Below are 24917 nucleotides of genomic sequence, written 5' to 3' on the forward strand. Positions count from 1 at the left end.
TCCCTTGCAACAGAACCATAATAGGGGGATTGGCATGATTACATTCACTGACATTGCAAAGACGTTTCCCGGTGCCGACGACCCGGCCGTGCAAAACTTTAACGCCACGGTCGAGCAGGGGGAATTTTTCGTCTTGATCGGCCCGAGCGGGTGCGGCAAGACGACCACGCTGAAAATGATCAACCGGCTGATTGAACCAAGCACCGGCACGATCCGGATCCAGGACAAGGACATCCGGGACTGGGACCGCCATGAACTGCGGTGGAACGTCGGGTACGTGCTGCAGCAGATTGCGCTGTTTCCGACGATGACCATTGCCGAAAACATTGCGGTCGTTCCGGAAATGCGGCGCTGGAAGAAAAACGAGATCAAGGAACGCGTCGATGAACTGCTGCAGATGGTCGGCCTCGACCCGGATACATACCGCAATCGGAAGCCGTCGGAGCTCTCCGGCGGCCAGCAGCAGCGGATCGGGGTGATACGGGCACTCGCCGCAGACCCGGATATTATCCTGATGGATGAGCCGTTCAGTGCCCTGGACCCGCTGAGCCGGGAACAGCTGCAGGAGGACATCCGCGCCCTGCAGCAGAACATCCAAAAAACGATTGTTTTCGTCACCCACGACATGGACGAGGCACTCGCCCTTGGCGACCGGATCTGCCTCATGAAAGACGGCGACATCGTCCAGGTCGGCACGCCGCGCGAGCTGAAAAATGAGCCGGCCAATGACTTTGTTCGAGACTTTATCGGAGACCGCCGGGACGAATGGGACACCCCGGTCCGTTCAGTCATGAGCGGGCGCGACAGCCAGTACATCGCAAGTGTCCATGACATGCCCGAAATGCCGCTGTACCCGGCTCCTCTGTATATTTTTGACCATAATGACACGTTTCTCGGCCGCCGGGACGGCGACTCCATTGCGTCCCAAAAAACCGTGATTTCCCCGGATCATGTGCTGTATGACGCTCTTAAGACCTTTAACGACACTGACGCCGAAGCGCTCCCGGTGCTCGAAGAAGGGCGGCTCGTCGGGGCGCTCAGCTACAAGGACGTAATGCAGTTTCTGCAAAAAGCGAAACTCGCATCCGCAGGAGGTGACACGGAGGCATGAATTTACTCGAAAACACGTATCAGCTGTTCACTGATGAGCAGGGGCAGTTCTGGACCCTCGTGTGGGAGCACGTAAACATGAGTCTGATCTCGCTTCTGTGCGCATCCTTTATTGCGGTTCCGGTCGGCGTGCTTCTGACCCGGCGCCGGTCGATTGCCGAGCCGATCATCGGCATCGCCGCTGTGCTGCAGACGATTCCAAGTCTGGCCCTGCTCGGATTCATGATTCTCATTCTTAATCAGATCGGCACCGTTCCGGCAGTGGTCGCGCTGACCGCCTACGCGCTGCTTCCGATTCTACGCAACACCTACACTGGCATTGCCGGTGTAGATCCGGCCCTTGTGGAAGCGGCCACCGGCATGGGAATGAATTCCTTCCGGCGCCTGCGCAAAATTGAGCTGCCGATGGCCATGCCGGTCATCATGGCCGGTATCCGGACGTCCATGGTGCTGATTGTCGGAACCGCTACTCTGGCGGCTTTGATCAGTGCAGGAGGCCTCGGTGATTTCATCATGACGGGCATCGACCGGGCGAACAATGCCTACATTCTGCTCGGCGCCATTCCGGCAGCACTTCTGGCTCTGTTTTTTGACCTAGTGCTGCGTATAACGGAGCGCACGTCCCAGGGCAAAGCACTTGCCCCGGTTGCAATTGTTCTCGGGGTCGCCCTTTTGATCGTCATCACCCCGGCGCTTGCCTCCACTCAGGAGGAAGAGCTCGTGATTGGCGGAAAGGAAGGGGCTGAACCTGAAATTCTCGCCAACATGTATTCACTGTTAATTGAGGAAAACACCGATATCGAAACCAGCGTTGACACCGGTCTCGGTAGCACGAGCATCGCGTTTAACGCCCTGGAGTCCGACGATATTGATATTTATCCGGAGTTTACCGGTACTGTCACCGCCAACCTGTATGACCAGGGCGTACCGGCCGGCAGTTCGCGCGAAGAAGTGTACGAGGAGGCGCGCAGCCTGCTGGCTGATGATGACCTGGCCTACCTGGAACCGATGGCATTCAACAATACGTACGCGCTGGCGCTTCGCGAAGAAGAAGCTGATGACCTGGGCATTGAGACCATTTCCGATCTCGAGCCGCATACTGATGAACTCGTCCCCGGGTTTACCTTTGAATTTGCCGACCGGCAGACCGATGGCTATCCGGCGATTGTGGACGAGTACGGGTTTGAGTTTGACGAAGTGGAAACTCTCGACGCCGGTCTGCGTTCGAACGCACTGCAGGAAGGCCAGGTCGATTTGATTGACGCCTACTCCACAGAGGCGTATATCATAGAGTACGGACTTACCGTGCTTGAAGACGACGAAAATGTGTTTCCGCCGTACCAGGGCGCTCCGCTGTTAAAGCAGGAAACCCTGGATGATAACCCTGGTCTCGAAGAAGCGTTAAACCGTCTCGGCGGCGAGATTACCGATGAAGAAATGCAGGAAATGAACTACGAGGTGGACTACGAAGACGCCGACCACCGGGAAGTGGCCCGGGACTACCTCGAAGAAAACAACCTGCTTGGCAGCAACTAACAGGCAGTACATTCGTATCTCAAGGAGGGACAACCAATGAAAAACCCTGAACGACAAGAAATACGGGCCATTCTCGACCGGAGCAAACGTATCGCGGTCGTCGGCCTGTCGGATAACCCGTACCGGACGTCCTACCAGATCAGCAAAGTCATGCTTGAAGCGGGCTACGAGATTATTCCGGTCAATCCGACCGTAGAAAAAGTTTTTGACATTCCGGCCGTCGACTCGCTGAAAGACATTGAGGGCCACATTGATATCGTGAATGTGTTCCGCCGCAGCGAGTTTCTCAAAGGCGTAGCCGAGGAAGCGGCCCAGGTGGACGCAGACGTGTTCTGGGCCCAGCTCGGCCTGGTGAGCGAGGAAGCGTACGATATTGCTGCCAATGCAGGCATGACAGTAATCATGGACCGTTGCATTAAAGTGGAGCATGCGATCGCGTAAGCACCGATTATACCGAACAGTATCCAACCTTGGCGGGGCTCTCCTGCCAAGGTTTTCCTGTCTGCAGAAGGGATGGCCGTGAAATCGAAACATATGTTCCCGTTCATTGACAAACTGTGTTAGTATGAAATATAACTAGAACGGAGAATGAAGAAGGGAGAGACAGGAGTGGCAGCAGATAAATCCTATCAATATAACGATGAATCCATTCAAGTACTGGAGGGGCTCGAAGCAGTCCGGAAACGCCCGGGCATGTATATCGGCAGCACGGACAGCCGAGGGCTTCACCATCTTGTTTTTGAAATTCTTGATAATTCGGTCGATGAAGCGATCGCCGGCTACGGCAGCGTGATCGAAGTGACGCTGCATAAAGACGGGAGCGTTTCTGTATCCGACCACGGCCGGGGCATGCCGACCGGCACCCACAGCTCTGGCAAGCCGACTCCGGAAGTGATTTTGACCGTGCTTCACGCCGGCGGGAAATTCGGCCAGGGCGGCTACGCTACAAGTGGCGGCCTGCACGGCGTCGGTGCCTCGGTGGTCAATGCCCTGTCGGAGTGGCTTGAAGTCACTATTTACCGGGACAACCAGATTTTCGAGCAGCGCTTTGAAAACGGCGGCCGTCCGGTGACGACCCTTGAGCAGAAGGGAAATACCAAAAAAACCGGGACAACGATCCGGTTCAAGCCGGACGCTTCCATGTTCAATGCGGTGCACTACCAGTTCGACGTGTTGGCTGAACGCCTGCGCGAAGCCGCGTTTCTGTTGAAGGGCACAAGCATCCGTCTGCATGATAAGCGCGACAAAGAACCGGTGACCGAAGAATTTCAGTTTGACACCGGCATTCAGGCGTTTGTGGAGTATTTAAACGAAGACAAGGAAACCCTTCATCCGGTCGTCTCCTTTGAGGGGAAGGCCCAGGATATCGAGGTGGACTTTGCGTTTCAGTTTACCGACGGCTATACGGAGAACATGCTCTCGTTTGTGAACAATGTCCGTACCCGCGACGGCGGCACGCATGAATCCGGCGCCCGTTCGGCGTTTACCCGGGTGCTCAACGAACACGCCCGCAAGCTCCAGCTGTTAAAGGAGAAGGATAAAAACCTCGACGGCAGTGACATCCGCGAAGGGCTGACCGCCGTGGTCTCGATCCGGATTCCGGAGCATCTCCTGCAGTTTGAAGGGCAGACGAAAAGCAAGCTCGGTACGCCGGAGGCCCGCTCCGCGGTGGATCAGTACATTACAGACCGCCTGACGTACTTTCTAGAGGAAAACTCGACGGTCAGCACGATGCTGATCAAAAAAGCCATCAAAGCCGCCCAGGTGCGGGAAGCCGCGCGCAAAGCCCGCGAAGAAGCACGGAACGGTAAAAAGAACCGGAAAAAAGACGCGCTTTTAAGCGGCAAGCTCACGCCGGCGCAGTCCAAAAACCCGGACCGCAATGAGCTGTACCTCGTCGAAGGGGATTCGGCTGGCGGCTCGGCCAAGCAAGGGCGCGACCGTAAATTTCAGGCTGTGCTCCCGCTGCGCGGCAAGGTCATTAACACGGAAAAAGCGAAGCTCGATGATATTATGAAAAATGAAGAAATCCGAACCATCATCTATGCTCTCGGCGCCGGTGTCGGCACGGACTTCACCCTCGAAGACCGAAATTACGATAAGGTCGTGATTATGACAGACGCCGATACCGACGGTGCTCACATTCAGGTGCTTTTGCTGACGTTTTTCTACCGCTACATGCGGGAGCTCGTGGAATCGGGGAAAGTCTATATCGCCCTGCCGCCGCTCTATAAGGTCAGCAAGGGAAGTGGCCCCAAGCAGAAATCCGAATATGCCTGGGAGGAGAACGGCCTTCAGCAAGCCATTGAGCGTATTGGTAAAGGTTACACTATCCAGCGCTACAAGGGACTGGGGGAAATGGACGCCTCCCAGCTGTGGGAGACGACGATGAATCCAGAAAGCCGGACTCTCATCCGGGTGACCGTGGAGGACGGCGCCCGCGCGGATCGACGCGTGTCCACGCTGATGGGCAATAAAGTGGAGCCCCGGCGAAAGTGGATTGAATCCAACGTGGCGTTCGGCATGGAAGAGGACTTGAATATTTTGGATAACACTGATTTGCAGATTATTAAGGAGGAACCGTAAGTGGCTGATGCAGAACAATACTTGGATCTTCGCCTCGAAGACGTTCTCGGGGAACGCTTCGGGCGCTACAGTAAATACATTATTCAGGAACGTGCCCTCCCGGACGCACGCGACGGGTTAAAGCCCGTTCAGCGCCGGATTCTGTTTGCGATGCTTCAGGACGGTAACACTGCGGACAAACCATTCCGCAAAGCAGCAAAAACGGTCGGTAACGTCATCGGGAACTATCATCCGCACGGGGACTCCTCCGTGTATGAGGCCATGGTGCGGATGAGCCAGGAATGGAAGGTCCGCGCCCCGCTCGTGGAAATGCACGGCAACAACGGCTCCGTCGACGGCGATCCGCCGGCGGCCATGCGTTACACGGAAGCGCGTCTCGCCAGCGTCTCGTCCGAACTGCTGAAAGATATTGAAAAACAGACGGTGGAGCACGTGACTAACTTTGATGACACGCAGGAGGAGCCGACCGTCCTACCGGCAAAATTCCCGAATCTGCTGATCAACGGATCCACCGGCATTTCCTCCGGTTATGCAACCGATATCCCGCCGCATCAGCTGGGGGAAATTATTGATGCTTCGGTCGCGCAGCTCGAAAAGCCGTCGGTGTCGACCGACGAATTGATGCAGTACGTGCAGGGGCCCGATTTTCCGACTGGCGGCGTCATTCAGGGCAAAGACGGCATCCGTCAGGCGTATGAGACCGGACGGGGGAAAGTCGTCGTTCGGGCCAAAACGAGCATCGAACAGGTACGGGGCGGCCGGGAACAGATTCTGATTACCGAGCTGCCGTATGAAGTGAACAAGTCCACGCTCGTAAAGAAGATGGATGAACTCCGGTTTGATCGTAAAGTCGACGGAGTAGCTGAGGTGCGCGACGATACGGACCGAACCGGCCTCCGGGTCGTCATTGAGCTCAAAAAAGATGCCAACGCCCAGAGCGTACTGAACTTTTATTACAAAATGACGGACCTGCAGGTTTCTTATAATTTCAACATGGTCGCCATCAATGACCGCACTCCGCAGCTGATGAATTTAAAACAGCTGCTTGAGGCCTACATCAGCCACCGGCGGAGCGTCGTCACCAACCGCTCCCAGTTTGACCTCAACAAAGCGGAGCAGCGCCAGCATATCGTGGAAGGCCTGATTAAGGCGATCAGTGTGCTCGACCAGGTGATTGACACGATCCGACAGTCGGAAAACAAGAAAAACGCGAAGGAAAACCTGGTGGAGCAGTTTGCCTTCACTGATGCCCAGGCCGAGGCCATCGTGAACCTGCAGCTGTACCGCTTAACGAATACTGATGTTACCCAGCTCGAAAAAGAAGCTGGAGAGCTCGAAAAAGAAATCAAGCGGCTCCGTGGTATCCTGTCGAGCGAAAAGAAACTGCAGCAGGTCGTGAAAAAGGAACTGCAGGAAGTTAAAAAGCAGTATGACGACACCCGCCGCACTGTGATTGAAGCGGAAATCGAAGAGCTGAAAATCGACCGTGAAGTAATGATTCCGTCCGAGGATGTTATTGTGACCGCCACGGCGGAGGGCTACATTAAACGAACGAGTCAGCGGTCCTATGCGGCTTCAAATACCGAACCACCAGGGATGAAAGAGGAAGACGCCCTGTTGTTTTTCCGCGACATGAATACGACAGATATGCTGCTGTTGTTTACGAAAAAAGGACAGTTTATCTACCTGCCGGTACATATGCTTTCTGAAATCCGCTGGAAGGATAATGGCCAGCATATCGGGAATATTTCTCCGCTTGATCCGGGGGATGCGCTGGTGGCCGTCGTGCCGGTCCAGGAGTTTACTGAAGAGGACTATTTTGTGTTTATCACCCGCCAGGGCATGATCAAAAAAACGGCGATGAACGCCTATCAGGCATCGCGATACGGCCGCTCCATGATTGGAGTGAATGTAAAGGAGGGGGACGAAGTGCTTTCCGTGTACCAGACGAGCGGGGAGCAGGAGTTTTTCCTCACGACCTATCAAAACTATGGTCTCCGCTTCCATGAACAGGAGGTTTCTCCTGTTGGTGTCCGGGCAGCCGGCGTTAAAGCGATTGATTTAAAAGACGGGGATGTGGTCACCGGGGCGCATGTAACCTCGGCCTATAAAACTGAGGATGTGGTCATGGTCACCCAACGCGGTGGCGTTAAACGCATGAGTCTGGATGATATTCCGATAACGAACCGGGCCAAGCGGGGGATCGTTCTCTGGAAGGAAGTCAAATCCAGGCCGCACCGGATCATTGCAAGCTCTATCCTGAACGGCGAGCCATTTGTGCTGCAGGCCCGTACGAAAAACATGACGGTTACGATTGACCCGACAAAATACCGGCGGGTGGACCGTTACAGCAATGGTTCCTATGTTATTGATACGAAAAAGCACGGAGTGATTGAAGCCGTATGGAAGGATATCCCGTACCAGTAAACCACACTCCGCTCGCTTTCAAAAAGGACGCTGAACAACCATGAAAGCAGGAACACATGTGATCGGAGCAGTCACGGGCGGCCTGGCCGTTCAGTGGCTGACGCCGGTGCCGTTTGCCTTTTTTGAATGGGAGACCAGTATTTATGTCGCAAGCCTGGTTTTCGGGGGCCTGGTCCCGGATATCTGCCAGCCAAACTCATGGATGGGGAGACGGGTGCCGGGCGTTTCCCATCTGATTTCAAAGCTGGTTGGGCACCGCACCTTTACCCACAGCCTCCTGCTTGTGCTGCTCGTCTTTCTGTCGCTTGGCCAGTGGCAGGAAGGATGGGGACTCGCGCTGCAGTGGGGCATCAGCCTTGGAATTTTAAGCCATATTGTGCTCGACATGATGACAACAAAAGGCGTCCACGTGCTTTTTCCGCTGCACTATGCCTTTCGGTTCCCATTTACGACAAAAACCGGATCCACCTTCGGCGAAGGGCTGATCAACGCTTTGCTCATCGCCGGTTTATTTTATGTGAGCTTTCAGCTGTTTTCGATTGATCTCACGCTATAAACCAATATGTCATAAAATCAATGGAGGAAGCGTCAGTACGGAATGATACTGGTGCTTCTTATTTGTTTTGTCTCAAAATACGAAGTTATCTTTAGTATTGAAACAAAATATCGTTAACTTCCGATAATATATATTATGTTAACTAGAAATAAATAAAGCACTCTGAGAGCTGATTCTAGCTTTATATCTCTGCCTTCCCTTTCATTAGCATCCTTTACCTCATATACAGTGCTTCATCTTTAATCGTTATTTCACTTCTGCAGTTGTCCTCCAGTCATAATTTATAAATTCTCTGCTGTTCTCGTTATTGATGGCCTTCATGCTATGCTAAGTTTTCCTTGCCGTACTCATTATTTAACTCTGCAGGAATTGCTGTCCGTTCCCGAAGCGCGATTATTCACTTGCAGCTGCCGGCGAATCTATTATTGGAATCACGATTTCTTAATCAGTCAGCTTATGAGAGCAGTATTTTCATCAGTCATTCAAATAAGTCTTTGTAAGTAGCTGGCAGCATTTTATTCGATTGCTTTCCGCGCATTTCCATTCTTTTCTTTAAATCATTGCCGTTCCTAAGAGTTTTTATATCTTTTGCTGTGCAAAAATAACAAGCTTATTCTCCGCTATCTTTGCATTGGTTTCCAATTCTGTGTCTGTCTCAAAATCAAATGAGACGAAGCTTGTTTCAATCCGTTCTCCTGAGCATTTGACGATGGGAAACGTTTCCGTATGTATCCAAAGACAACAATAAAGACCCCCCATAGGAGTCTTTTTAAGTCATTTCCGGAAAATCGCCGGCTGAATGACGTTCCCGCTCTTTATCACCACGAGCAAAAACTGTTTTGAGTGCCCTGAGACGCCATTCTGGGCCGCTTCAAAGGCAACGTACATTCTCAGCTGCAAGTTAAATCCTTGAGAGCGCGCTACTTATATTATAAAGGATGTTGTCAGCCGCTCTTCGTTAGACTGAAAAACTGGCGTAATCCCTACCACGGCTGGTCAGTGATTTCCTGCAGCTTCTTCCTGATGAGCTTCACTCGCTTCCACACCTTCATCGGTAAAAGCAAGCGCGGAGTGGTAATTTTCCATCGCCCCCTGTGCGGTATCGCCAAAAGCGTATACGTCGGCATCGCTCGCTTTAATGTAGGCGTACTGCCGGAACAGGCTAGCCGGATCGAGCGTATTAACCACTCACGTCGCATTTCCGTTAATGTTATACATGATCGGCATGCTGCCGATCCATTCTTTCTCAGGGAACTGGCAGTTCGCAATGCCGCGTGCGCCCTGCGTGTCTATGTCGCCTTTATACTCCTCGCCGTTGTACAGACGAAGCTCTCCGGTGCGGGCATCAGAGACAGGTGTGACCTTATTTTCCGTACTTGTTATTCATGTCACTCGCCATGGCGGGACTGTACGCACTTTCAATAAACGACGGGACGTTATCCGCTTTGTACTTGGAAACCGCCCCTGTTTCAAGATCAACGACAACTACCTGTGCGTTCGTATGATACGTGTGCCACGTCCAGTCGCGGTTCTGATAGACTTTTGAACGTACCACAGCTTCTCTTCCTCATCCACCTTCAGATAAATGCTCCCGCTCTGGTACCAGGACGGAAAGGCGCTATAAATCACACGGTTCAGTTTCTCGTTAAAAAAACTGCTGTTGGTGTATTGCATGGAGGATTCCACAAAGATCGGATTGTTGTTCGGGTCGACCGCAGAAATCTGGAAATATCCCGGCGTTCCATCACCACGGAACCAGCGGAACAGGTTCGTGTAAGCCACATTGGCGACATACATCGGCTCTCCGTCGATCACCTGGGCCTGAATGTCTCCAAGGTCATAAAACTGTGCATTATTCACTTCCAACATCGCTTTTTGCATTATTTTAGCCAGCGGTCAGTGCTTCACAGCTGACACGCTGGTTTTTTTACAGGTTCCTTTCGTTTAACGTTTATATGTACAGCCTTTAACCGCTCCCGATAGGTATATTTCCGCCAGTCTGGAGCAGCCCGGGCTCTCATGTTATGAGGGTATCCCCGCTTCTTCACCTGACAAATTATCGTCTCCTTTGGCATAGAGGAATGAAAGACGCTCCCGCTCCACCATAGCATATGCGTACATTGTGCTGTTCGTATTTTTCAACGGCTTTTGAGTTAAACTACGAAATGCACAATGAACCCCCTTAAAAGCAGCGAGTTGATGCGCTCTTCTTTTCGATTGCTGTTCTATATTGGATACGATATTCGCAAACTGCTTAAAGCGGAAATGACGAAGAGACGGAAACAAAGCTAAGTATTATTGTATCAGCCCTGCCACTTTAGAAATTTGGTTGCTTATGTAAAATAAAAAAGCCCCGGAGTCAGGGCTTAAAATTCCACTTGATCCTGATTGGTAACGACGAGCAGCGTTTTACCTTTTTGCAGTTCTTCTTCGAGGCGCTCGGCCTTTTCCGAATCAAAACCGAGCTTCTGCAGCTTAGTTAAAATCGTTTTCGATTTCCCACGAAAAACGTTTTTCAGGCTCGTGCCGAATCCGACTACTTTCATTCCCACTTTTTTGGCGTCAGTATCTTTTCTCGCCCGGCGGTCATGGTCATTATCATATGCCAGAATGTACATATCCTCATCCCGGATCCCGTCATTGCGAAGTTTATCAATCGTTTCACTCAATGTTTCATCGTTATGGAAAATTTTGAACTTAGGTTCCATTCGCTTCACCTCATTAAATTAGTATAGGTCATTTTAGGCATTCGATGCTTTTTTTAGTTTTTTCATTGTTTTTGCCGGCTTTTTCGTCGAGGCTTTTGCGCCTTCAAATTTTTCTTCTTCGTATTCCTCTTCCTGTTCCCAGGCGTCTTTGCTCCCGCTGCTCTCAGAAGTTTCTGCGGCGTTCTCTTCCGTTTCAGACGAAGAGGGCTCTTCCCTGTCTCCACTCTCTGCAGCGGTCCGCTCAGGGTCATACGCAGGTCCCTGGATTTTTTCACCGGTGTGGATGACGGCTTCCCCGACGTGATAGCGTAAAGTATAAATTTTCTTTTTGATTTTTTTCGGAACCTTGGCCATTGCAAAGGCAGCTGCTGATACTTTAGCAGCCCGCTTGACTGTTTTCACCGTACCCTTGGCTTTTTTCTCCATGCCCTGCCCGGATTTAATGGCCTGGTTCAGCGGTTCCGGGCTCAGCTTCCGTGCTTTTTTCGCGGTCTGTTGGACGTTTTTTTCTGTTTTTTTGCCGATATCTTTGCGCAGCAATGGCAGCGCCCCGCCGATTAAACTGCCGGCAGCCATGAACGCGTAGGTAAGGTTGTCATTGCTTTTGGAGCTTTTCTTCTTGCTGCTCACTGTCCCACCACCATTCAAAAGTATGATTGCATGTACCATACCCGTATCTGTTTGTTCTTAAGCCACACTCGTTTCATAAACATACTTTAGGTCCAGAGATACGAGGGAACATGCTCCCGCTCAAGCCCAAACTAAAAAGGTGCCCGGCGGTCAACGCATTCGTGCCACAAAAAAAGCGACCCTGGGAGGGGCCGCTCTTCTATCATGATATGCTGCCTGGTCTCGTAAAACCTGCAGCCATTATTCTTCGCGCTCCTCCGAATGCTCAAGCATCAGCATGTTGTTTTCCTGGCGGATGCGCTTTTCCTTCAACAACGAACCAACCGCCCGTTTGAACGCCGCCTTGCTAAGACCGAATTCCTTCCGGATGGTTTCCGGACTGCTCCGGTCTCCGAATGGCAGCGTGCCGCCTTCCTGCTGGATCCGATCCAGGATCAGCCGGGCGTCTTCCCCGATCGCTATTTCCTTCGGCGGATACATCGAGGCGTTTAACGACCCGTCCTCCTGGCGGTGAGTGATACGCACTTTCAGCTCTTCCCCTACGCGCGGCCGGTGGGTCCAGTCCGATTCATGGATAAAGATTTTGTAGCGGTCGGCGGTGAATAAAAAGGCACCGAACGGCGGGGAACTGTACACCGTAGCATTGAGCCACGTATGGTGCAGTTCTGCAGGGGCCGGCGCCATCAGCTGCTGTACGTCGTCTTCACTGGCTGGAAAAGCTCTCAGGCCGCTGGCTGTGTACTCCAGGTGTACAAACAGAAACTCCCCCGGAGCGGGCCAGTACGTCTCATCCTGCAGATAGTCATGCCGTTCCACCGGCGCCTTCCACCGTTCGTCGACCGCTACTTCGAGGCCATGGTCCGTGTCGCTTGTCACGACTGCCCGCCAGGCAAATCCTTCCTCTTCTACTTCCGGCTGATGAACGTCCAGCCGCTTGTTTCCTTCTTCGTCAAACCAGCTGATCGCTTCCACCTGGTCCCCGGAGGAAAACTCTCCGTCAGTATCTTCTTTGTACAGCCGGGCAATTTGCGCTCCCGAAGCGAGAACATAGTACTCGCCTTTATCATTCAATACGTTCCATCGCTGCATGCGTGAGAATAGTTGTTTCAATGGATTAGTCCTTTCGTTGTTCAAAATGTTTGGATAAAGCGACAATCATGGCGCCCATCCGTTCGTTTTCCGGCACTACGTAGTCTTCGATGCCTCTTTCTTTTAACGCTTCCGCCGTTACTTTCCCGACCGCCGTCGGCACCACCTGGCGGCGGAGCGCTTCCTGCAGCTCTTCCGTTCGGCCTGCCTCTCCGGCATGCTGAAAGAGAGCGTGCACCTGAATAGCGGTCGTAAAGCAGATAGCTTCACTTTCTGCATTCAAAAGGTCTTCGAGGCATGCGGATGCCACAGCTTCTTCCGGAGGCGTATGCTGATACGGCAGAATGTCATACACATCGGCTCCGTGGTCCTCAAGGTACCGGCGGAGCCTCGGATTTTCAATCCCGTGCAGCTGCACCATCACCTGCTTCTGCTGGAAATCGTGGCCATCAAGAGCGCGGATCATCCCTTCGGTCGTTCCGTCATCATCGCGGGCCGCAATAGCGCAGTCCAGGCCTTTTAAGACATTAGCGGTCTTGTATCCCCGGGCCGCTACCTTTGTCTGCTGGATCTTTTGCACAAATGCTTGCCGGAGTCCTTCCTCCTCTGCAATATCAAGCATTGCGTTCAGTCCCATGCCCGTCATGAATATACTCCAGTCCACCGGCTGTTCCAGATAGGCCCGCATTGGAGCCCGAAGCTGTTCTTCATTTAAAAATGAGGTTCCCTGGAGCGGGTAGTTAAGCGGCTCTCCCCCCTGCCGCCGAATCAACTCTTCCATTTCCTCTGTTTTCCGGGACGCGGCAAGAATCACCCGCCGTCCGCTTAATCCTTTGGCCACCGAAACGCCTCCTTTGGTCTCTATCCGTTTTCTGCATTTACTATATCATGCTTTTTCTGTATCTGACAGCAGTGCCGGTCTACTTTTCTGCGGAAAACCTTCCCTTCCCCTGTTCATTTTGAACCGCCGCGTGTTAGTATGAAACAGACTGTTATTTATAAAGGAGATATGAACATGATCGATGTACAAAACGTTGGGCTCCGGTTCGGGGATCAAATTTTATTTGAAGACGTTAATATAAAGTTCACTCCCGGCAACTGCTACGGCTTGATCGGGGCGAACGGGGCCGGCAAATCCACGTTCTTAAAAATTCTTTCCGGGGAAATTGATTCCCAGAGCGGAAATGTAATTATGGATAAAGATTCGCGGCTTGCTGTGCTGAAACAGGACCACTTCGCGTATGAGGAATATACGGTCATCGATGTGGTCATTATGGGCCACACCCGCCTGTATGAAGTGATGAACGAAAAAAACGAAATTTATATGAAACCCGACTTTTCCGACGAAGACGGCATGAAGGCAGCAGAACTTGAGGCAGAATTTGCGGAAATGAACGGGTACGAAGCGGAAACAGAAGCTGCCCAGCTACTGCAGGGTCTCGGCATTACCGAAGATCTGCATCAGAAGCCGATGTCTTCGTTAAGCGGTTCCCAGAAGGTTAAAGTACTGCTCGCGCAGGCCCTGTTCGGCGATCCGGACGTTCTGCTTCTCGACGAGCCAACCAATAACCTGGACGTGCAGGCGGTTCACTGGCTCGAAGAGTTTCTGATCAACTTTGAAAATACGGTCATTGTCGTTTCTCACGACCGTCACTTTTTGAACCAGGTATGCACGCATATTGCGGACCTCGACTTTAACAAAATTGAACTGTACGTCGGCAACTATGACTTCTGGTACGAATCCAGCCAGCTCGCCCAGAAGATGGCCCGCGAACAGAACAAGAAAAAAGAGGAACAAATCAAAGAACTGAAAGACTTTATCGCCCGCTTCAGTGCGAACGCCTCCAAGTCCAAACAGGCCACCTCCCGGAAAAAGACGTTGGATAAAATTTCTCTTGATGACATCAAGCCGTCCTCGAGAAAGTATCCATTCGTGCAATTTAAGCCGAACCGGGAGCTTGGCAAAGACCTGCTGACTGTTGAAAACCTGTCGAAAACCATTGATGGCGTTAAAGTGCTTGATAACGTCAATTTCACCCTTAACAGCGGTGACAAAGTAGCGTTTGTGGGCGAAGAGGAAACGAAAAAAACCGTTCTGCTGCAGATTTTAGCCGGCGAAATGGAACCGGACAGCGGCGACTACAAATGGGGACTGACCACTAGCCGCTCCTACTTTCCAAAAGACAATTCTGCTTACTTTGAAGGTCTGAACATCAACCTGGTGGACTGGCTGCGCCAGTATTCCCCGGACGACCAGAGCGAAACATTTATTCGCGGCTTCCTCGGGCGGATGCTCTTTTCCGGCGAAGAAGTATTTAAAAAAGCGGATGTGCTTTCCGGTGGCGAAAAGGTCCGCTGCATGCTTTCCAAAATGATGTTAAGCGGCGCGAACGTTCTTATTATGGATGAGCCGACCAACCACCTTGACCTCGAAGCCATTCAGGCATTGAACAATGGTCTGAAGTCATTTAACGGTTCAGTGCTCTTCACGTCCCATGACCATGAATTTGTTCAGACGATTGCCAACCGGATTATCGAGTTCACTCCGGACGGTATGATCGATAAAGAAATGAGCTACGATGAGTATATTGAAGAGCAGTATGCTCGCGCATAACGTTTTTATGTAGCCTATCAGGCATCAGGGTGTTTGAGCCCTGGTGCTTTTTAATGTTCATTTACAACCTTCTATTCCTTAATTATATTTTTTATTTTATAATAAATACGGTAAATGAAATTTTTATTTAATTTAAAATCATTACCACGAACCTGCACACCTCCGCGGTAATTTGCTGCTTTTAACTGTCTTCTGCTTGAGCTATTGCCTCGTGCACCTGCTCCACCGGTGCCGCGAGTCCGTATCGCTTGCCCTGATGCTCTCCGCTCGCAAACACGACCCCGGCCACCTCACCCGCTTCTGTCAGCACTGGGCTGCCGCTGCTTCCGTTGAACACGGGAGCATCAAGCACCAGCTGATCTTCCTCCCTGTCGATGATGTCTCCCCGGTTGGCGACATCTGAAAAGCCGAGCGGATTCCCAATCACGATAACGTCCGAACCGGCAGATGCACTCGTGTCCGCAAGTGTAACGCCACCCCCCTCCCACGGCTCCTTGAGCGTTACAACAGCAAGGTCAGCCTGCTTATCTACAGCTTCCACTGCTGCTTCGGCAAGGTCGCCCTCCCCGGTTTCGACCGCCACACTGTCCGCTCCTTCGACTACGTGATAATTTGTAACGAGAACGCTGGCGTCTTCTACGAAAAAACCAGTCCCAAAAGACGTTTCCCCGTTCTCTATTGCCTGTATTTTCGTGACTGCCTCCTGCCACTGCTGAACATCCTCCTGCTTGGAAAGCTGATAAGAAGCGGTTAAAAAAGACCACGCATCCAAACGGAAGGTATCAATTAAATAATAGGCAGATTGAAAAACCAGCATCCCTGCCATCAGCACTGCTATTATCCGAAACAAGCCGCGGCGTTTATTTTTCGGCTTCCGCGGCGGACCCGGCTCAAAGTCTTCCGGATCCGGTTCACCTTCGAGGCGTTCTTCCCCTTCTTCGTCTCTTCTCATACACCTCTCCTTTTCCGTCTCTTCTCATTCTCTACTTCTGTATTATAATGAGAAAAAGGGACTTCCGCAAAAAGGAGGATTATCTTATGCATTTTCTCCAATCTTTCTTTAAAAAAAGCATTGAAGATAAAATCTATGACATCGCGGCGCAGCTGGCTTATTACTTTCTTCTCGCTATGCTTCCGCTATTAATGCTGATGATCAGTATTATTGGATTTTTTTCCATCAATACAGACGATATCCTTACGCTTATAAGCACCTATGTTCCGGGGGGCGCCTTTACGATTATACAAAACAACCTGAATACCATTTTGAATTCCCGCTCCGTAGGCCTGCTGTCATTCAGTACAGCCGCTACACTCTGGCTGAGTCTTATGGGAACACTTGCCATTATCCGTGCAATTAATGCTGCCTACCGACTAAAGCTTCCTTCCTTTGTCTCCATGGTGGGAAAAGGCATCATTATCGTTTTGTCTCTGCTGCTCGCTATCATTTTATCCCTGCTGCTTCCTATTTATGGTGAACCGCTCGGTGCTTTTCTTTTTCGCTTCATCGGCCTTGATGATTATTTCCTGCAGCTGTGGAGCTGGATTCGATGGATCATCAGTTTTTTGGTCATAGGTGCGATTCTTGCCATGATTTACAAAGTAGTGCCGAACCGCAGAACTACCTGGAAAGAATCCCTTCCCGGAGCTACTCTTGCCTTGTGCACCTGGCAGGCAGCTTCTTTTGGGTTTTCATTTTACGTCAGTGTCAGTGATTATTCCATGATATATGGCAATTTAGGCAACCTAATTGTACTCATGCTCTGGTTTTATCTTACCGGGTTTGCAATTCTTCTAGGGGGAGAATGGAACGCCTGTCTCTATGAAAGAGATAATAAAACTATTTGAATATACCTTTAACTTTATCTCTGTCCCCCTCCAGAGGACAACAAATGTTCACGCCAGGATCCTGAAGGAATAAGTGGATAGCGTTCTGCCTGCAAATGGGAGTACGTGTATATCCACCCTTCTTTTTTCCCCTCAGCGTCTTCCACCCACACCCTTTCATATTCGTTCACAAGTCCCGGCTGTTCGTACTGCTCTAGCCAATCCAGCACACTCATAGCTGCATCATCTACTTGTATCCATTCTCCTACAACATCCATTCCGTTTGCATCGACAACAATTGCAGGGTACGGGCCTGTGTTGTATAAAAAACCCTTCACTTTTCCTTGTTCTATTTTATATACACTATTTTGAATGTAGTAATAATTGTTTAATTTTTGCAACAGAGTGCCATATACAAATACTGTCTGCATTTTGGACCTCCTCAAATTGACAAACTTCATGCCTGAAGCTATAATAATCCTTAGTAAATTAATCAGAATAGTTAACTTTAAAGGAGGAAATGTTCATGCCTCAGGCTCCCCGGGTGCTTCCTGGCGCTGAATCACTTTATTTTCCTGGTGGTGAAACGGCTGTACTGGTCTGTCACGGTTTTTTAGGCACCCCCCAGAGCGTACAGTATGTATGCCGCCAGCTAGCCCAAAATGGTTTTACTGTTTATGCTCCTAGACTACAGGGCCATGGCACCTCCTATCAAGATCTTAGACGTTTTACGCATCAGGACTGGATCAGGGACATTCATACCGCGTACCGGTCGCTTCACGCTGAACACAGCCGTGTTTTCATTGCAGGACAATCTATGGGAGGAACTCTCGCCCTTCATACCGCTGCTTTTTTTCAGGACGCTGCGGGAATTGCTTTAATAAACCCAGCCATAGACGTTCCAGAAATGGAGCGTGCAGTTAAGCAGACTTCCTCTGCTTTTATTAAAGAAGAGCGTCCTGATATCCGGACTCCTCAGGAAGAAGAAATTACGTATTCGCATGTGCCGACAGCTTCGGTTCATTCTCTGCTTGAGCTAACCGCCGCCGTGCGAACGCAGGTGCCTTCCATTTCATGCCCGGCATTTGTCGCAGCCTCACGGATTGATCATGTTGTGCCCCCTGCAAATGCAGTCGCTATACATGAAAATCTTTCTTCTTCGTCCAAATCGTTTGAATGGCTTGAACATTCCTATCACGTAGCGACACTTGATGCTGACCGGGATTTCCTCGCCGGGCGTTTATCTTCCTGGGTGTCTTCGGTCGTTGCTGCTGATTCTCATAATTACATTATGTAAATCTAAAGGAGCTGCAGCGACTGCAGCTCCTTTTTATGCTTCTTCAAAGTAGTCTTTATAAAATCCGCCGATACGACCGGTATTGTCGATAATGAAAATGAATTCATCCGTTTCGTTTTTCACGGGATACTGCTTCCCCGGGGTCAGCACGCTGTCGACCTTGTATTTGGCTGCTTCGGCGTGCCGGCATGTCACATATTTTAGGGTTTCACTGTTTTTCCACTGCTCATGGATCATGGTAGGCCTCCTAATCATTTGAGTATTTTTTTATTGTAGCATATCACCTGCTGCGACGCCGTAATTGATACAAAAAAGCGCCCCTTCGAAAAGGAGCGCCTGCGATGGTTCTGAGCTTACAGTACAAACATGCCGGCAATCGATGCACTCAAAAGCGATACTAAAGCTCCGGCTGCTACTGCCTTCAGTCCCATTTGGGCGATATCGTTGCGACGCGTAGGTGCCAGCGAAGCAAAGCCGCCTAAAATAATGGCAAGGGATGAAAGGTTCGCAAATCCACAAAGCGCAAAGGTAATGATAGCCTGAGATTTTTCGCTGAAGGAATCAATTTCCGGTGCAAAGTTCGCATAAGCGACAAATTCGTTTAATACTAGCTTCTGACCGATAAATCCGCCGGCCTGGAGAGCTTCACTCCATGGAACACCAATCATAAAGGCGACTGGGGCGAATACATATCCAAGAAGCAGTTCAAGCGTAATACCATCAGCGCCAAACCAACCTGTTACCCAACCGAGCAGCAAATTAATCATTGCAATCAAAGCGACAAACGCAATCAGCATCGCCCCGACGTTCAAGGCAAGCTGCAGGCCGGTAGAAGCTCCACGCGCTGCTGCGTCGATCACATTGTGGGATTCGGTGTCCTTTTCGACTTTGATTTCATCCGTGGTAAGGCTGAGATCCGGTTCCGGGAAAATCACCTTCGCAATAATTAGGCCGCCCGGCGCAGCCATAAAGCTTGCTGCAAGCAGATAATCCAATGGAATACCAAGCCCTGCATAACCAAACAGCACTGAACCAGCTACCGACCCGAGCCCCCCGGTCATAACCGCAAACAGCTCGGATTTGGTCATGTTCGGGAGAAACGGACGAACCACAAGTGGTGCTTCCGTCTGTCCAACGAATACGTTGGCTGCTGCTGACATAGATTCGGCTTTACTCGTTTTCAGCAGGGCGGAAAGCACCCCGCCGATAAACTTGATGATTACCTGCATAACCCCGACGTAGTACAAAATGCCGATTAGTGAGGAGAAAAAGATAATAACCGGGAGCACTGTAAACGCAAACGCGCCTGTCTCCGTAATCTCTTCACCAAACAGAAAGACATATCCTTCCTCTGCCGTATCGATTACGTCCTGCACGCGGACAACCAGCCACTCAAACGCAGCCCTTCCCCACGTGGAGCCCAGCACTAAAAACGCAAAAACGAGTTGGAATAACAGACCGACAAGAATGGGACGAAAACGAATTGATTTTTTGCGGGAAGATAGTAAAAAAGCTAAAAACAAGACAAAAACAATTCCCATCAATCCCCATAATATGTTCATATACCCACCACCATGTATGTAAGATTGATCTAATTCATAAAGAATAGATCAAAGTTAATGTATCAAAAGGAGGGCATGAAGTAAATAACTATCTCCTTTTATGCTTAAAAATTGTGTAATTTCTCAATTGTCAGTCAGGCTGATCCGCCTGTAATAAGAAAGCGGTTACGAAATTCGAAAGCAGTAAAATTAGAAAACCCTGGCAAATGCGCCAGGGCTTTCTATATAGCATTAAATTTACTCTACACTTAAGCGGAGATCCGGTAAGTGATTTAAAATAAACTGAGCTTTATTTGTGTCTACCTTCATTTTAAACTGGCGGTAATATTTCAGTGCGGTTTCAAAATGTGCAGGCATATGATGATATTCATCCATGACGCGGTCAAAGGCGTCATAGGCGAGCATTAATGAACTGACCATCTCTGTAAGCGGTAAAATATATTTATCAGTGCCGTGGTGCGGAGATGTGCACAGTGTCATCTGCTCTACCTGATCGTCAAAAAAAGCAGCTGCGTCCTCCACGTAAGGACGGTACACAGATTGAACACTTTTTGCTTTTTCTTCAAAATACGAGCGCCATTCGCGGCAGAAGCTGATCATGTACGGAAGATCGTCCCGCGTAATAACGATATCAAAGCCTGCCTGGCGGACACGATCCATACTCATTGGTTCCATCTTCTCCTGGTGTAAAGGCAGATAAAAGAATTTGCGACGATACGCTTTCATGCTGCACCCCGTCTTTCTACTTTTTCGAGCATATTTTAAAATATTATAACATCTTGCTCCAGTGTTTCCTACTGTTTTCCCTTACTTTTTTCAGATTCACCGTGGCTTATTTACCATTCAAAGGAAAAAGGCATATTCGTATCCACAGCCCCCCGGATTTTCGTGATCCGCAGCGACTCTTCGTTCAGCCATCCTGCAAACGGCAGAAGCACTGGATACCGGTTTCCGCCGATCCCGACGTATATCTTTTTTTCCGCAGGAAGGTACTGCGCTGTATGAATAGTTCCGGACCAATGCTCGTAGTCATTCGAATAAATGGAGTCGGTATCATGATTAAAGCGGGCGAACGCGCTGTAGGCCGTTTCCTGTTTCCAGTCAATGGAGCGGATGCGGGCTTCGCGTTCCCGGGAATTGCCCATCAAATGACGGTTTTCCTCCTGCAAGGATGGTACATTGAAATGATTGGTGCAGGCTACTTCCCCCGCCGGGCGCACAGCCGTCCCACGGGGCGACGCTTCCACTACTGCACTCTCTCCGGAGGCGTCCATCATGGAGTAGTTGAACGAGTGCCGGTGCGGAAGCTCCTGCAGAAGCCGCACCGCCTCTCCTGTAGTGCGGCACGTTTCAAGTACAATTCTGAGCAGGTTGGAGCAGACAATTCCGGGTTTTGGCTTAATACGGTGCACGAAATGATACCCGATAGAAAGACCGTATTCATTCATTGCATCCGAACGGCCGATAATCCGCTGGGCAAACCCTGCCGTCCCCGGTCCGTTGATTGGCTTTATGAACAAAAACCTCCCTTCATACGTACTCGGCAAATAGTCATAGTTTCTTATGTACATCCCGTTTGCCATCAGTCCGCTGCATCCGGAACGCACCTTCGATGCCTGATAGCCGCTGAATTCCTGGAGCACATCCGTAAACGGCCACTCAAGACCTTCAGCCAGCCCCTTTAATTCTTCCCATAAACCGGGCACGTACAGCTGATAAAGTTTTTTCACCTCTTCCACTGGAACCTCGAATTTTGCCAGTGAACGCTTTAAGCGCTCATTATAATGGTAACGAACGAGCGGGGTATGTTTTAAATAACGTCCCTGCTGATAACCGATATCTGCATAGGTTCCTTTGTATGCTTTTACGTCAACATGAATATTTTTCATCGATCTTTTGAACTCCTTTGCCCTGCTTTTCTATTTGCTTTTAAGTATAGAAAAAACTGCCCTGTTTATCGAACCATCTGCACCTCAGCATAAAAAAACGCCCGTAAACCGGGCGTTTAAAATAAATATCCAATTTTATAAGCAGGACCAGCGTCTTACATCGCTAATGAGCTCGAGGGTTTCACTGTCACGGAATGAAGTCTGTTCGAGGGTTTCTTTGAACAGATAAATGACAATGGTATGGCGGTCCCGGTTATCAATCATTTCTACGCCGGTTTTTCCCTCGTTGCCATGTACAATGTCGAGATCCAGGCGTTCGCTTACATCTTCAATGGAAGTTCTTCCTTTTGGAATATCAAGCACTATTTTCAGGAAATTTTCCCTGTCATCATTAATCATGCCCCAGCGTTTTCCGAACCAGGCCCGGCAGCCGGTCATACTTACTAACGTATATCCATACGGAGGAGTCGGTACGAGTTTTGTACTGGCCCACCCTCTTAATTCCATCGCATTTGACAATTCTTTCGCTTTTTCCTGAACGAATGTCAGTTGATTTTCCTGTACTTCCATTTTATAGCCTCCTTAAAAATCTCGTTTTACCGCTTGGTTTGCCTACCACTCCCCACGATATACATTCGTCCATGTGTGTAAATAAATATATCATAATCGAAAGCGGTTGTCGATAAAATGAAAGAAAATTCAAACAATGCTTGTTGTTGCACTCACTAAGAATGCTTTTTCATTATACCTTATTTTCATACTTTTAAAACATCTCGTAAAAATTGTACTTTTACTGTTAGAATACGAGAGAGAGTGTTAATATAAGGAGATGAGTTTTTGAGCTGTTCAAAGGTGAAAGTTCGAGGCGTTTCTTTAGATGAAGAAACAAGATGCGCCCATTATCATACATCTGTCGATATTGTTGCCATGAAGTTTTATTGCTGTGGCCGCTGGTACAGCTGCCACGCCTGTCATGAAGAAAGTGAAAGCCACCCCATAGAACCATGGCCTTCTTCATTGTTTGCCGAAGAGGCAGTTTTGTGCGGAAGGTGCCGGCACACTATGAGCGTGTCTGCTTATCTTCATGCTGATCATCGATGCCCGAATTGTCAGGCGGCATTCAACCCAGGATGCCAGCGCCATGCTTCCATCTATTTTTCGCTGTCACAGGGCTGAGAAATTTTTGAAAACCATTAGGTCTTCCTAACCTTTCTTTTCAGCGTAAATGCCTTTATTATAGATTAGTCGTCAATAGATGAGACGCTGGCGGAGTCAAATGACGTTCAAAAACTACTTAGATCATCCAGAAAGGAGTTTGACCCGACCCGTGAATGCACAAAAAATAACGTACATACTTGCTGCGGTAGTCGTTGCAGGACTACTCATTTACGTAGGAGTAACAAATTTTGGAGGAAGTGACCAGAGCGGCTCTGATTCAGAAGAAGAAAGCGCTCAAAACGATTCCAATTCCAGCTCAGGTGCTTCGAGTGACATAGCTTCCGGATCTGACTACGAAGGATACGGAGTCAGTACAGATAATGAACTTGCAACAGATGCCGGCATGGAAATTCTTGAACAGGGAGGTAACGCAGCGGATGCCGCGGTTGCCACCTCTTTTGCCCTGACGGTAACTGAACCGTACGGCTCCGGCATTGGTGGCGGAGGCGCTGCCCTCGCGATGGACGGTCCAAACGGAACCCCTGCCACATATGATTACCGGGAGGAGGCTTCCACTACTGACCGGGGAGCAAACTCAGGGGTGCCCGGTTTTGTCAGAGGAATGGAAACGCTGCTTGAAGAAGAAGGCAGCGGCCAGTTTACTCTTGCCGAGCTTATGGATCCTGCCATTGAATACGCAGAGGACGGGTTTGAAATCAATAATTACCTGTCCCAGCGTATGGCATATGCGCAGCCCCGGCTGAATCAACAGAATTCCCCTGATTTCTTTGGCGAGGACGGAGAGCCTCTCAGTGAGGGCGAAACGCTGGTGCAGGAAGAATACGCCCAGACGCTCCGCACGCTTCAGGAAGAAGGACCGGAAAGCTTTTACAGCGCAGACGGGAGCATCGCCCAGCAGCTGACAACAGATCATCCTCATATAACTACGGAGAGCCTCCAGCAGTATGATGTCCAGACGCCGAATGTAGCACAGGGAACATTTGAAGGACAGAATGTTTACAGTGCCCCGTCCCCTCTCTCTGGCGTTACGTTAATCCAGATGCTCGGCATGGGTGAACGCTTAAATATCGGCGAAGCGCTACAGGGAAATGAAGCGGATTACATTCATACGATGAGCGCTATTACACGGGAAGCTTATTATCAGCGCCTCGAAAACTTAGGAGATCCGGCGTTTAATGAAATCACGACAGAGGAATATGTGAGTGAGGGCACTATCGACGACCTGGCACAAAATGTCCGTGAAGATCGTCTTGATACTGAAGAACTTGAAACCGAGGTAGGCTACGAGTCTTCCGACGGGCAAAATACAATCACCCACTCCAGCACCACCCACGTAAATGTGATGGATGAGAATGGTAATACCGTAGCCCTCACCAACACACTTGGTAATTTCTTTGGCAGTGGACAAACGTCCGGCGGCATGTTCTTAAATAACCAGCTGAACAACTATAATGAAACGGAGTCTTCTCCGAATAATATCGAAGTTGGCAAGCGTCCAAGAAGCTTTATCGCCCCTACCATCGTTCAGGATCCAGAGGAAGGAACAGTGATGGGCATCGGCTCTCCGGGCGGTTCGCGCATCCCAGCTGCTATGGCTGAAGTTATCTTCCGCATGGAATACCTCGACCAGAGCTACGAAGAAGCCTTCGCAGCTAACCGTTCCTTTGTGGATGTCGTCGAAGGCCAGGCAACGCTGGCAGTAGAAAACGGAGACGAAGCGGAGAATGCCGAGCTTATTGAAGAAATCAATAATAAATACGGTGATCGTTATTTGATTGCTCCAGATAAAGGGCCTTCCTATTTCGGAAACGTCACGGCATTGATTAAAGATTACGACGATGAAGAAATGCAGGGAATCATTGACCAGCGCCGCGGAGGCTCTGCTCAAACACAATAAAGGAGAAGTGAAT

Annotated in this window: 24 protein-coding genes; 11 read left to right on the forward strand and 13 right to left on the reverse strand. The window is 50.0% G+C overall.

Annotated features, from left to right (window positions below):
* Positions 1 to 34: 34 nt before the first annotated feature.
* From Q9M42_RS02970 to Q9M42_RS02995, 6 genes are all read left to right on the forward strand, one after another.
* A complete protein-coding gene (locus Q9M42_RS02970) occupies positions 35 to 1111 on the forward strand; it encodes an ABC transporter ATP-binding protein (protein WP_322525040.1) in 1077 nt (358 codons plus the stop codon).
* Positions 1108 to 2646 carry an ABC transporter permease/substrate-binding protein gene (locus tag Q9M42_RS02975; protein ID WP_322525041.1) on the forward strand — a complete coding sequence of 513 codons (1539 nt, stop codon included), beginning with the start codon at positions 1108 to 1110 and terminating at the stop codon, positions 2644 to 2646. The genes Q9M42_RS02970 and Q9M42_RS02975 overlap by 4 nt, the downstream gene beginning before the upstream one ends.
* Before the next feature lie 36 nt (positions 2647 to 2682).
* Positions 2683 to 3087: a CoA-binding protein gene (locus Q9M42_RS02980; RefSeq protein WP_322525042.1), complete on the forward strand. Its 405-nt coding sequence runs from the start codon at positions 2683 to 2685 to the stop codon at positions 3085 to 3087.
* 168 nt (positions 3088 to 3255) lie between these two features.
* On the forward strand, positions 3256 to 5232 hold the full coding sequence (gene parE / locus Q9M42_RS02985; protein WP_322525043.1) for a DNA topoisomerase IV subunit B: 1977 nt from the start codon (positions 3256 to 3258) through the stop codon (positions 5230 to 5232).
* Positions 5233 to 7659, forward strand: coding sequence for a DNA topoisomerase IV subunit A (gene parC / locus Q9M42_RS02990; RefSeq protein WP_322525044.1), 2427 nt, complete (start codon positions 5233 to 5235; stop codon positions 7657 to 7659).
* 40 nt (positions 7660 to 7699) lie between these two features.
* Positions 7700 to 8215, forward strand: coding sequence for a metal-dependent hydrolase (locus tag Q9M42_RS02995; RefSeq protein WP_322525045.1), 516 nt, complete (start codon positions 7700 to 7702; stop codon positions 8213 to 8215).
* A gap of 996 nt (positions 8216 to 9211) precedes the next feature.
* Here the strand turns inward: Q9M42_RS02995 and Q9M42_RS03000 are convergent.
* From Q9M42_RS03000 to Q9M42_RS03025, 6 genes are all read right to left on the reverse strand, one after another.
* Positions 9212 to 9403, reverse strand: coding sequence for a hypothetical protein (locus Q9M42_RS03000; RefSeq protein WP_322525046.1), 192 nt, complete (start codon positions 9401 to 9403; stop codon positions 9212 to 9214).
* 297 nt (positions 9404 to 9700) lie between these two features.
* On the reverse strand, positions 9701 to 10096 hold the full coding sequence (locus Q9M42_RS03005; RefSeq protein WP_322525047.1) for a hypothetical protein: 396 nt from the start codon (positions 10094 to 10096) through the stop codon (positions 9701 to 9703).
* A gap of 485 nt (positions 10097 to 10581) precedes the next feature.
* On the reverse strand, positions 10582 to 10923 hold the full coding sequence (locus tag Q9M42_RS03010; RefSeq protein WP_322525048.1) for a general stress protein: 342 nt from the start codon (positions 10921 to 10923) through the stop codon (positions 10582 to 10584).
* 33 nt (positions 10924 to 10956) lie between these two features.
* Entirely contained in the window at positions 10957 to 11553 is a 597-nt protein-coding gene (locus Q9M42_RS03015; protein ID WP_322525049.1) for a hypothetical protein, read from the reverse strand.
* 240 nt (positions 11554 to 11793) lie between these two features.
* Complete coding sequence (locus tag Q9M42_RS03020) at positions 11794 to 12642, reverse strand: hypothetical protein (protein WP_322525050.1); 849 nt, start codon at positions 12640 to 12642, stop codon at positions 11794 to 11796.
* Between the two features lie 25 nt (positions 12643 to 12667).
* Positions 12668 to 13483: a uroporphyrinogen-III synthase gene (locus Q9M42_RS03025; protein ID WP_322525051.1), complete on the reverse strand. Its 816-nt coding sequence runs from the start codon at positions 13481 to 13483 to the stop codon at positions 12668 to 12670.
* Between the two features lie 174 nt (positions 13484 to 13657).
* Here Q9M42_RS03025 and Q9M42_RS03030 point away from each other — a divergent pair, with 174 nt between their 5' ends.
* The gene (locus Q9M42_RS03030) at positions 13658 to 15256 is read left to right on the forward strand and encodes an ABC-F family ATP-binding cassette domain-containing protein (protein ID WP_322525052.1); all 1599 of its coding nucleotides are present in this window, start codon (positions 13658 to 13660) and stop codon (positions 15254 to 15256) included.
* 181 nt (positions 15257 to 15437) lie between these two features.
* On the opposite strand, the gene Q9M42_RS03035 is transcribed toward Q9M42_RS03030, so the two are convergent.
* On the reverse strand, positions 15438 to 16208 hold the full coding sequence (locus Q9M42_RS03035) for a S1 family peptidase (RefSeq protein WP_322525053.1): 771 nt from the start codon (positions 16206 to 16208) through the stop codon (positions 15438 to 15440).
* 86 nt (positions 16209 to 16294) lie between these two features.
* Between Q9M42_RS03035 and Q9M42_RS03040 the strand changes: the two genes are divergently transcribed.
* Positions 16295 to 17101, forward strand: a complete 807-nt coding sequence (locus Q9M42_RS03040) for a YihY/virulence factor BrkB family protein (RefSeq protein ID WP_322525054.1) — start codon at positions 16295 to 16297, stop codon at positions 17099 to 17101.
* Between the two features lie 14 nt (positions 17102 to 17115).
* On the opposite strand, the gene Q9M42_RS03045 is transcribed toward Q9M42_RS03040, so the two are convergent.
* The gene (locus Q9M42_RS03045) at positions 17116 to 17511 is read right to left on the reverse strand and encodes a gamma-glutamylcyclotransferase family protein (RefSeq protein ID WP_322525055.1); all 396 of its coding nucleotides are present in this window, start codon (positions 17509 to 17511) and stop codon (positions 17116 to 17118) included.
* 95 nt (positions 17512 to 17606) lie between these two features.
* Here Q9M42_RS03045 and Q9M42_RS03050 point away from each other — a divergent pair, with 95 nt between their 5' ends.
* Complete coding sequence (locus Q9M42_RS03050) at positions 17607 to 18377, forward strand: alpha/beta hydrolase (RefSeq protein WP_322525056.1); 771 nt, start codon at positions 17607 to 17609, stop codon at positions 18375 to 18377.
* 33 nt (positions 18378 to 18410) lie between these two features.
* Here Q9M42_RS03050 and Q9M42_RS03055 read toward each other — a convergent pair whose 3' ends face one another.
* The 5 genes from Q9M42_RS03055 to Q9M42_RS03075 all read right to left on the reverse strand — a co-directional run bounded on the left by Q9M42_RS03055 (position 18411) and on the right by Q9M42_RS03075 (position 22398).
* The gene (locus tag Q9M42_RS03055) at positions 18411 to 18614 is read right to left on the reverse strand and encodes a DUF6501 family protein (protein WP_322525057.1); all 204 of its coding nucleotides are present in this window, start codon (positions 18612 to 18614) and stop codon (positions 18411 to 18413) included.
* Positions 18615 to 18730: 116 nt separating this feature from the next.
* Positions 18731 to 19939 carry a NupC/NupG family nucleoside CNT transporter gene (locus Q9M42_RS03060; RefSeq protein ID WP_322525058.1) on the reverse strand — a complete coding sequence of 403 codons (1209 nt, stop codon included), beginning with the start codon at positions 19937 to 19939 and terminating at the stop codon, positions 18731 to 18733.
* A 237-nt stretch (positions 19940 to 20176) separates the two neighbouring features.
* On the reverse strand, positions 20177 to 20605 hold the full coding sequence (locus Q9M42_RS03065) for a hypothetical protein (protein WP_091610979.1): 429 nt from the start codon (positions 20603 to 20605) through the stop codon (positions 20177 to 20179).
* Positions 20606 to 20775: 170 nt separating this feature from the next.
* The gene (locus tag Q9M42_RS03070; RefSeq protein WP_322525059.1) at positions 20776 to 21828 is read right to left on the reverse strand and encodes a C45 family peptidase; all 1053 of its coding nucleotides are present in this window, start codon (positions 21826 to 21828) and stop codon (positions 20776 to 20778) included.
* A gap of 135 nt (positions 21829 to 21963) precedes the next feature.
* Positions 21964 to 22398, reverse strand: a complete 435-nt coding sequence (locus tag Q9M42_RS03075) for a hypothetical protein (RefSeq protein ID WP_322525060.1) — start codon at positions 22396 to 22398, stop codon at positions 21964 to 21966.
* Between the two features lie 282 nt (positions 22399 to 22680).
* Here Q9M42_RS03075 and Q9M42_RS03080 point away from each other — a divergent pair, with 282 nt between their 5' ends.
* Together Q9M42_RS03080 and Q9M42_RS03085 are read left to right on the forward strand one after the other, a co-directional pair.
* On the forward strand, positions 22681 to 23004 hold the full coding sequence (locus Q9M42_RS03080) for a CHY zinc finger protein (RefSeq protein WP_322525250.1): 324 nt from the start codon (positions 22681 to 22683) through the stop codon (positions 23002 to 23004).
* Positions 23005 to 23155: 151 nt separating this feature from the next.
* Positions 23156 to 24904, forward strand: coding sequence for a gamma-glutamyltransferase (locus Q9M42_RS03085; protein ID WP_322525061.1), 1749 nt, complete (start codon positions 23156 to 23158; stop codon positions 24902 to 24904).
* Positions 24905 to 24917 lie beyond the last annotated feature (13 nt).

This window comes from Marinococcus luteus (genome assembly GCF_034497705.1).
In the GTDB taxonomy this organism is placed as follows: domain Bacteria; phylum Bacillota; class Bacilli; order Bacillales; family Marinococcaceae; genus Marinococcus; species Marinococcus luteus_A.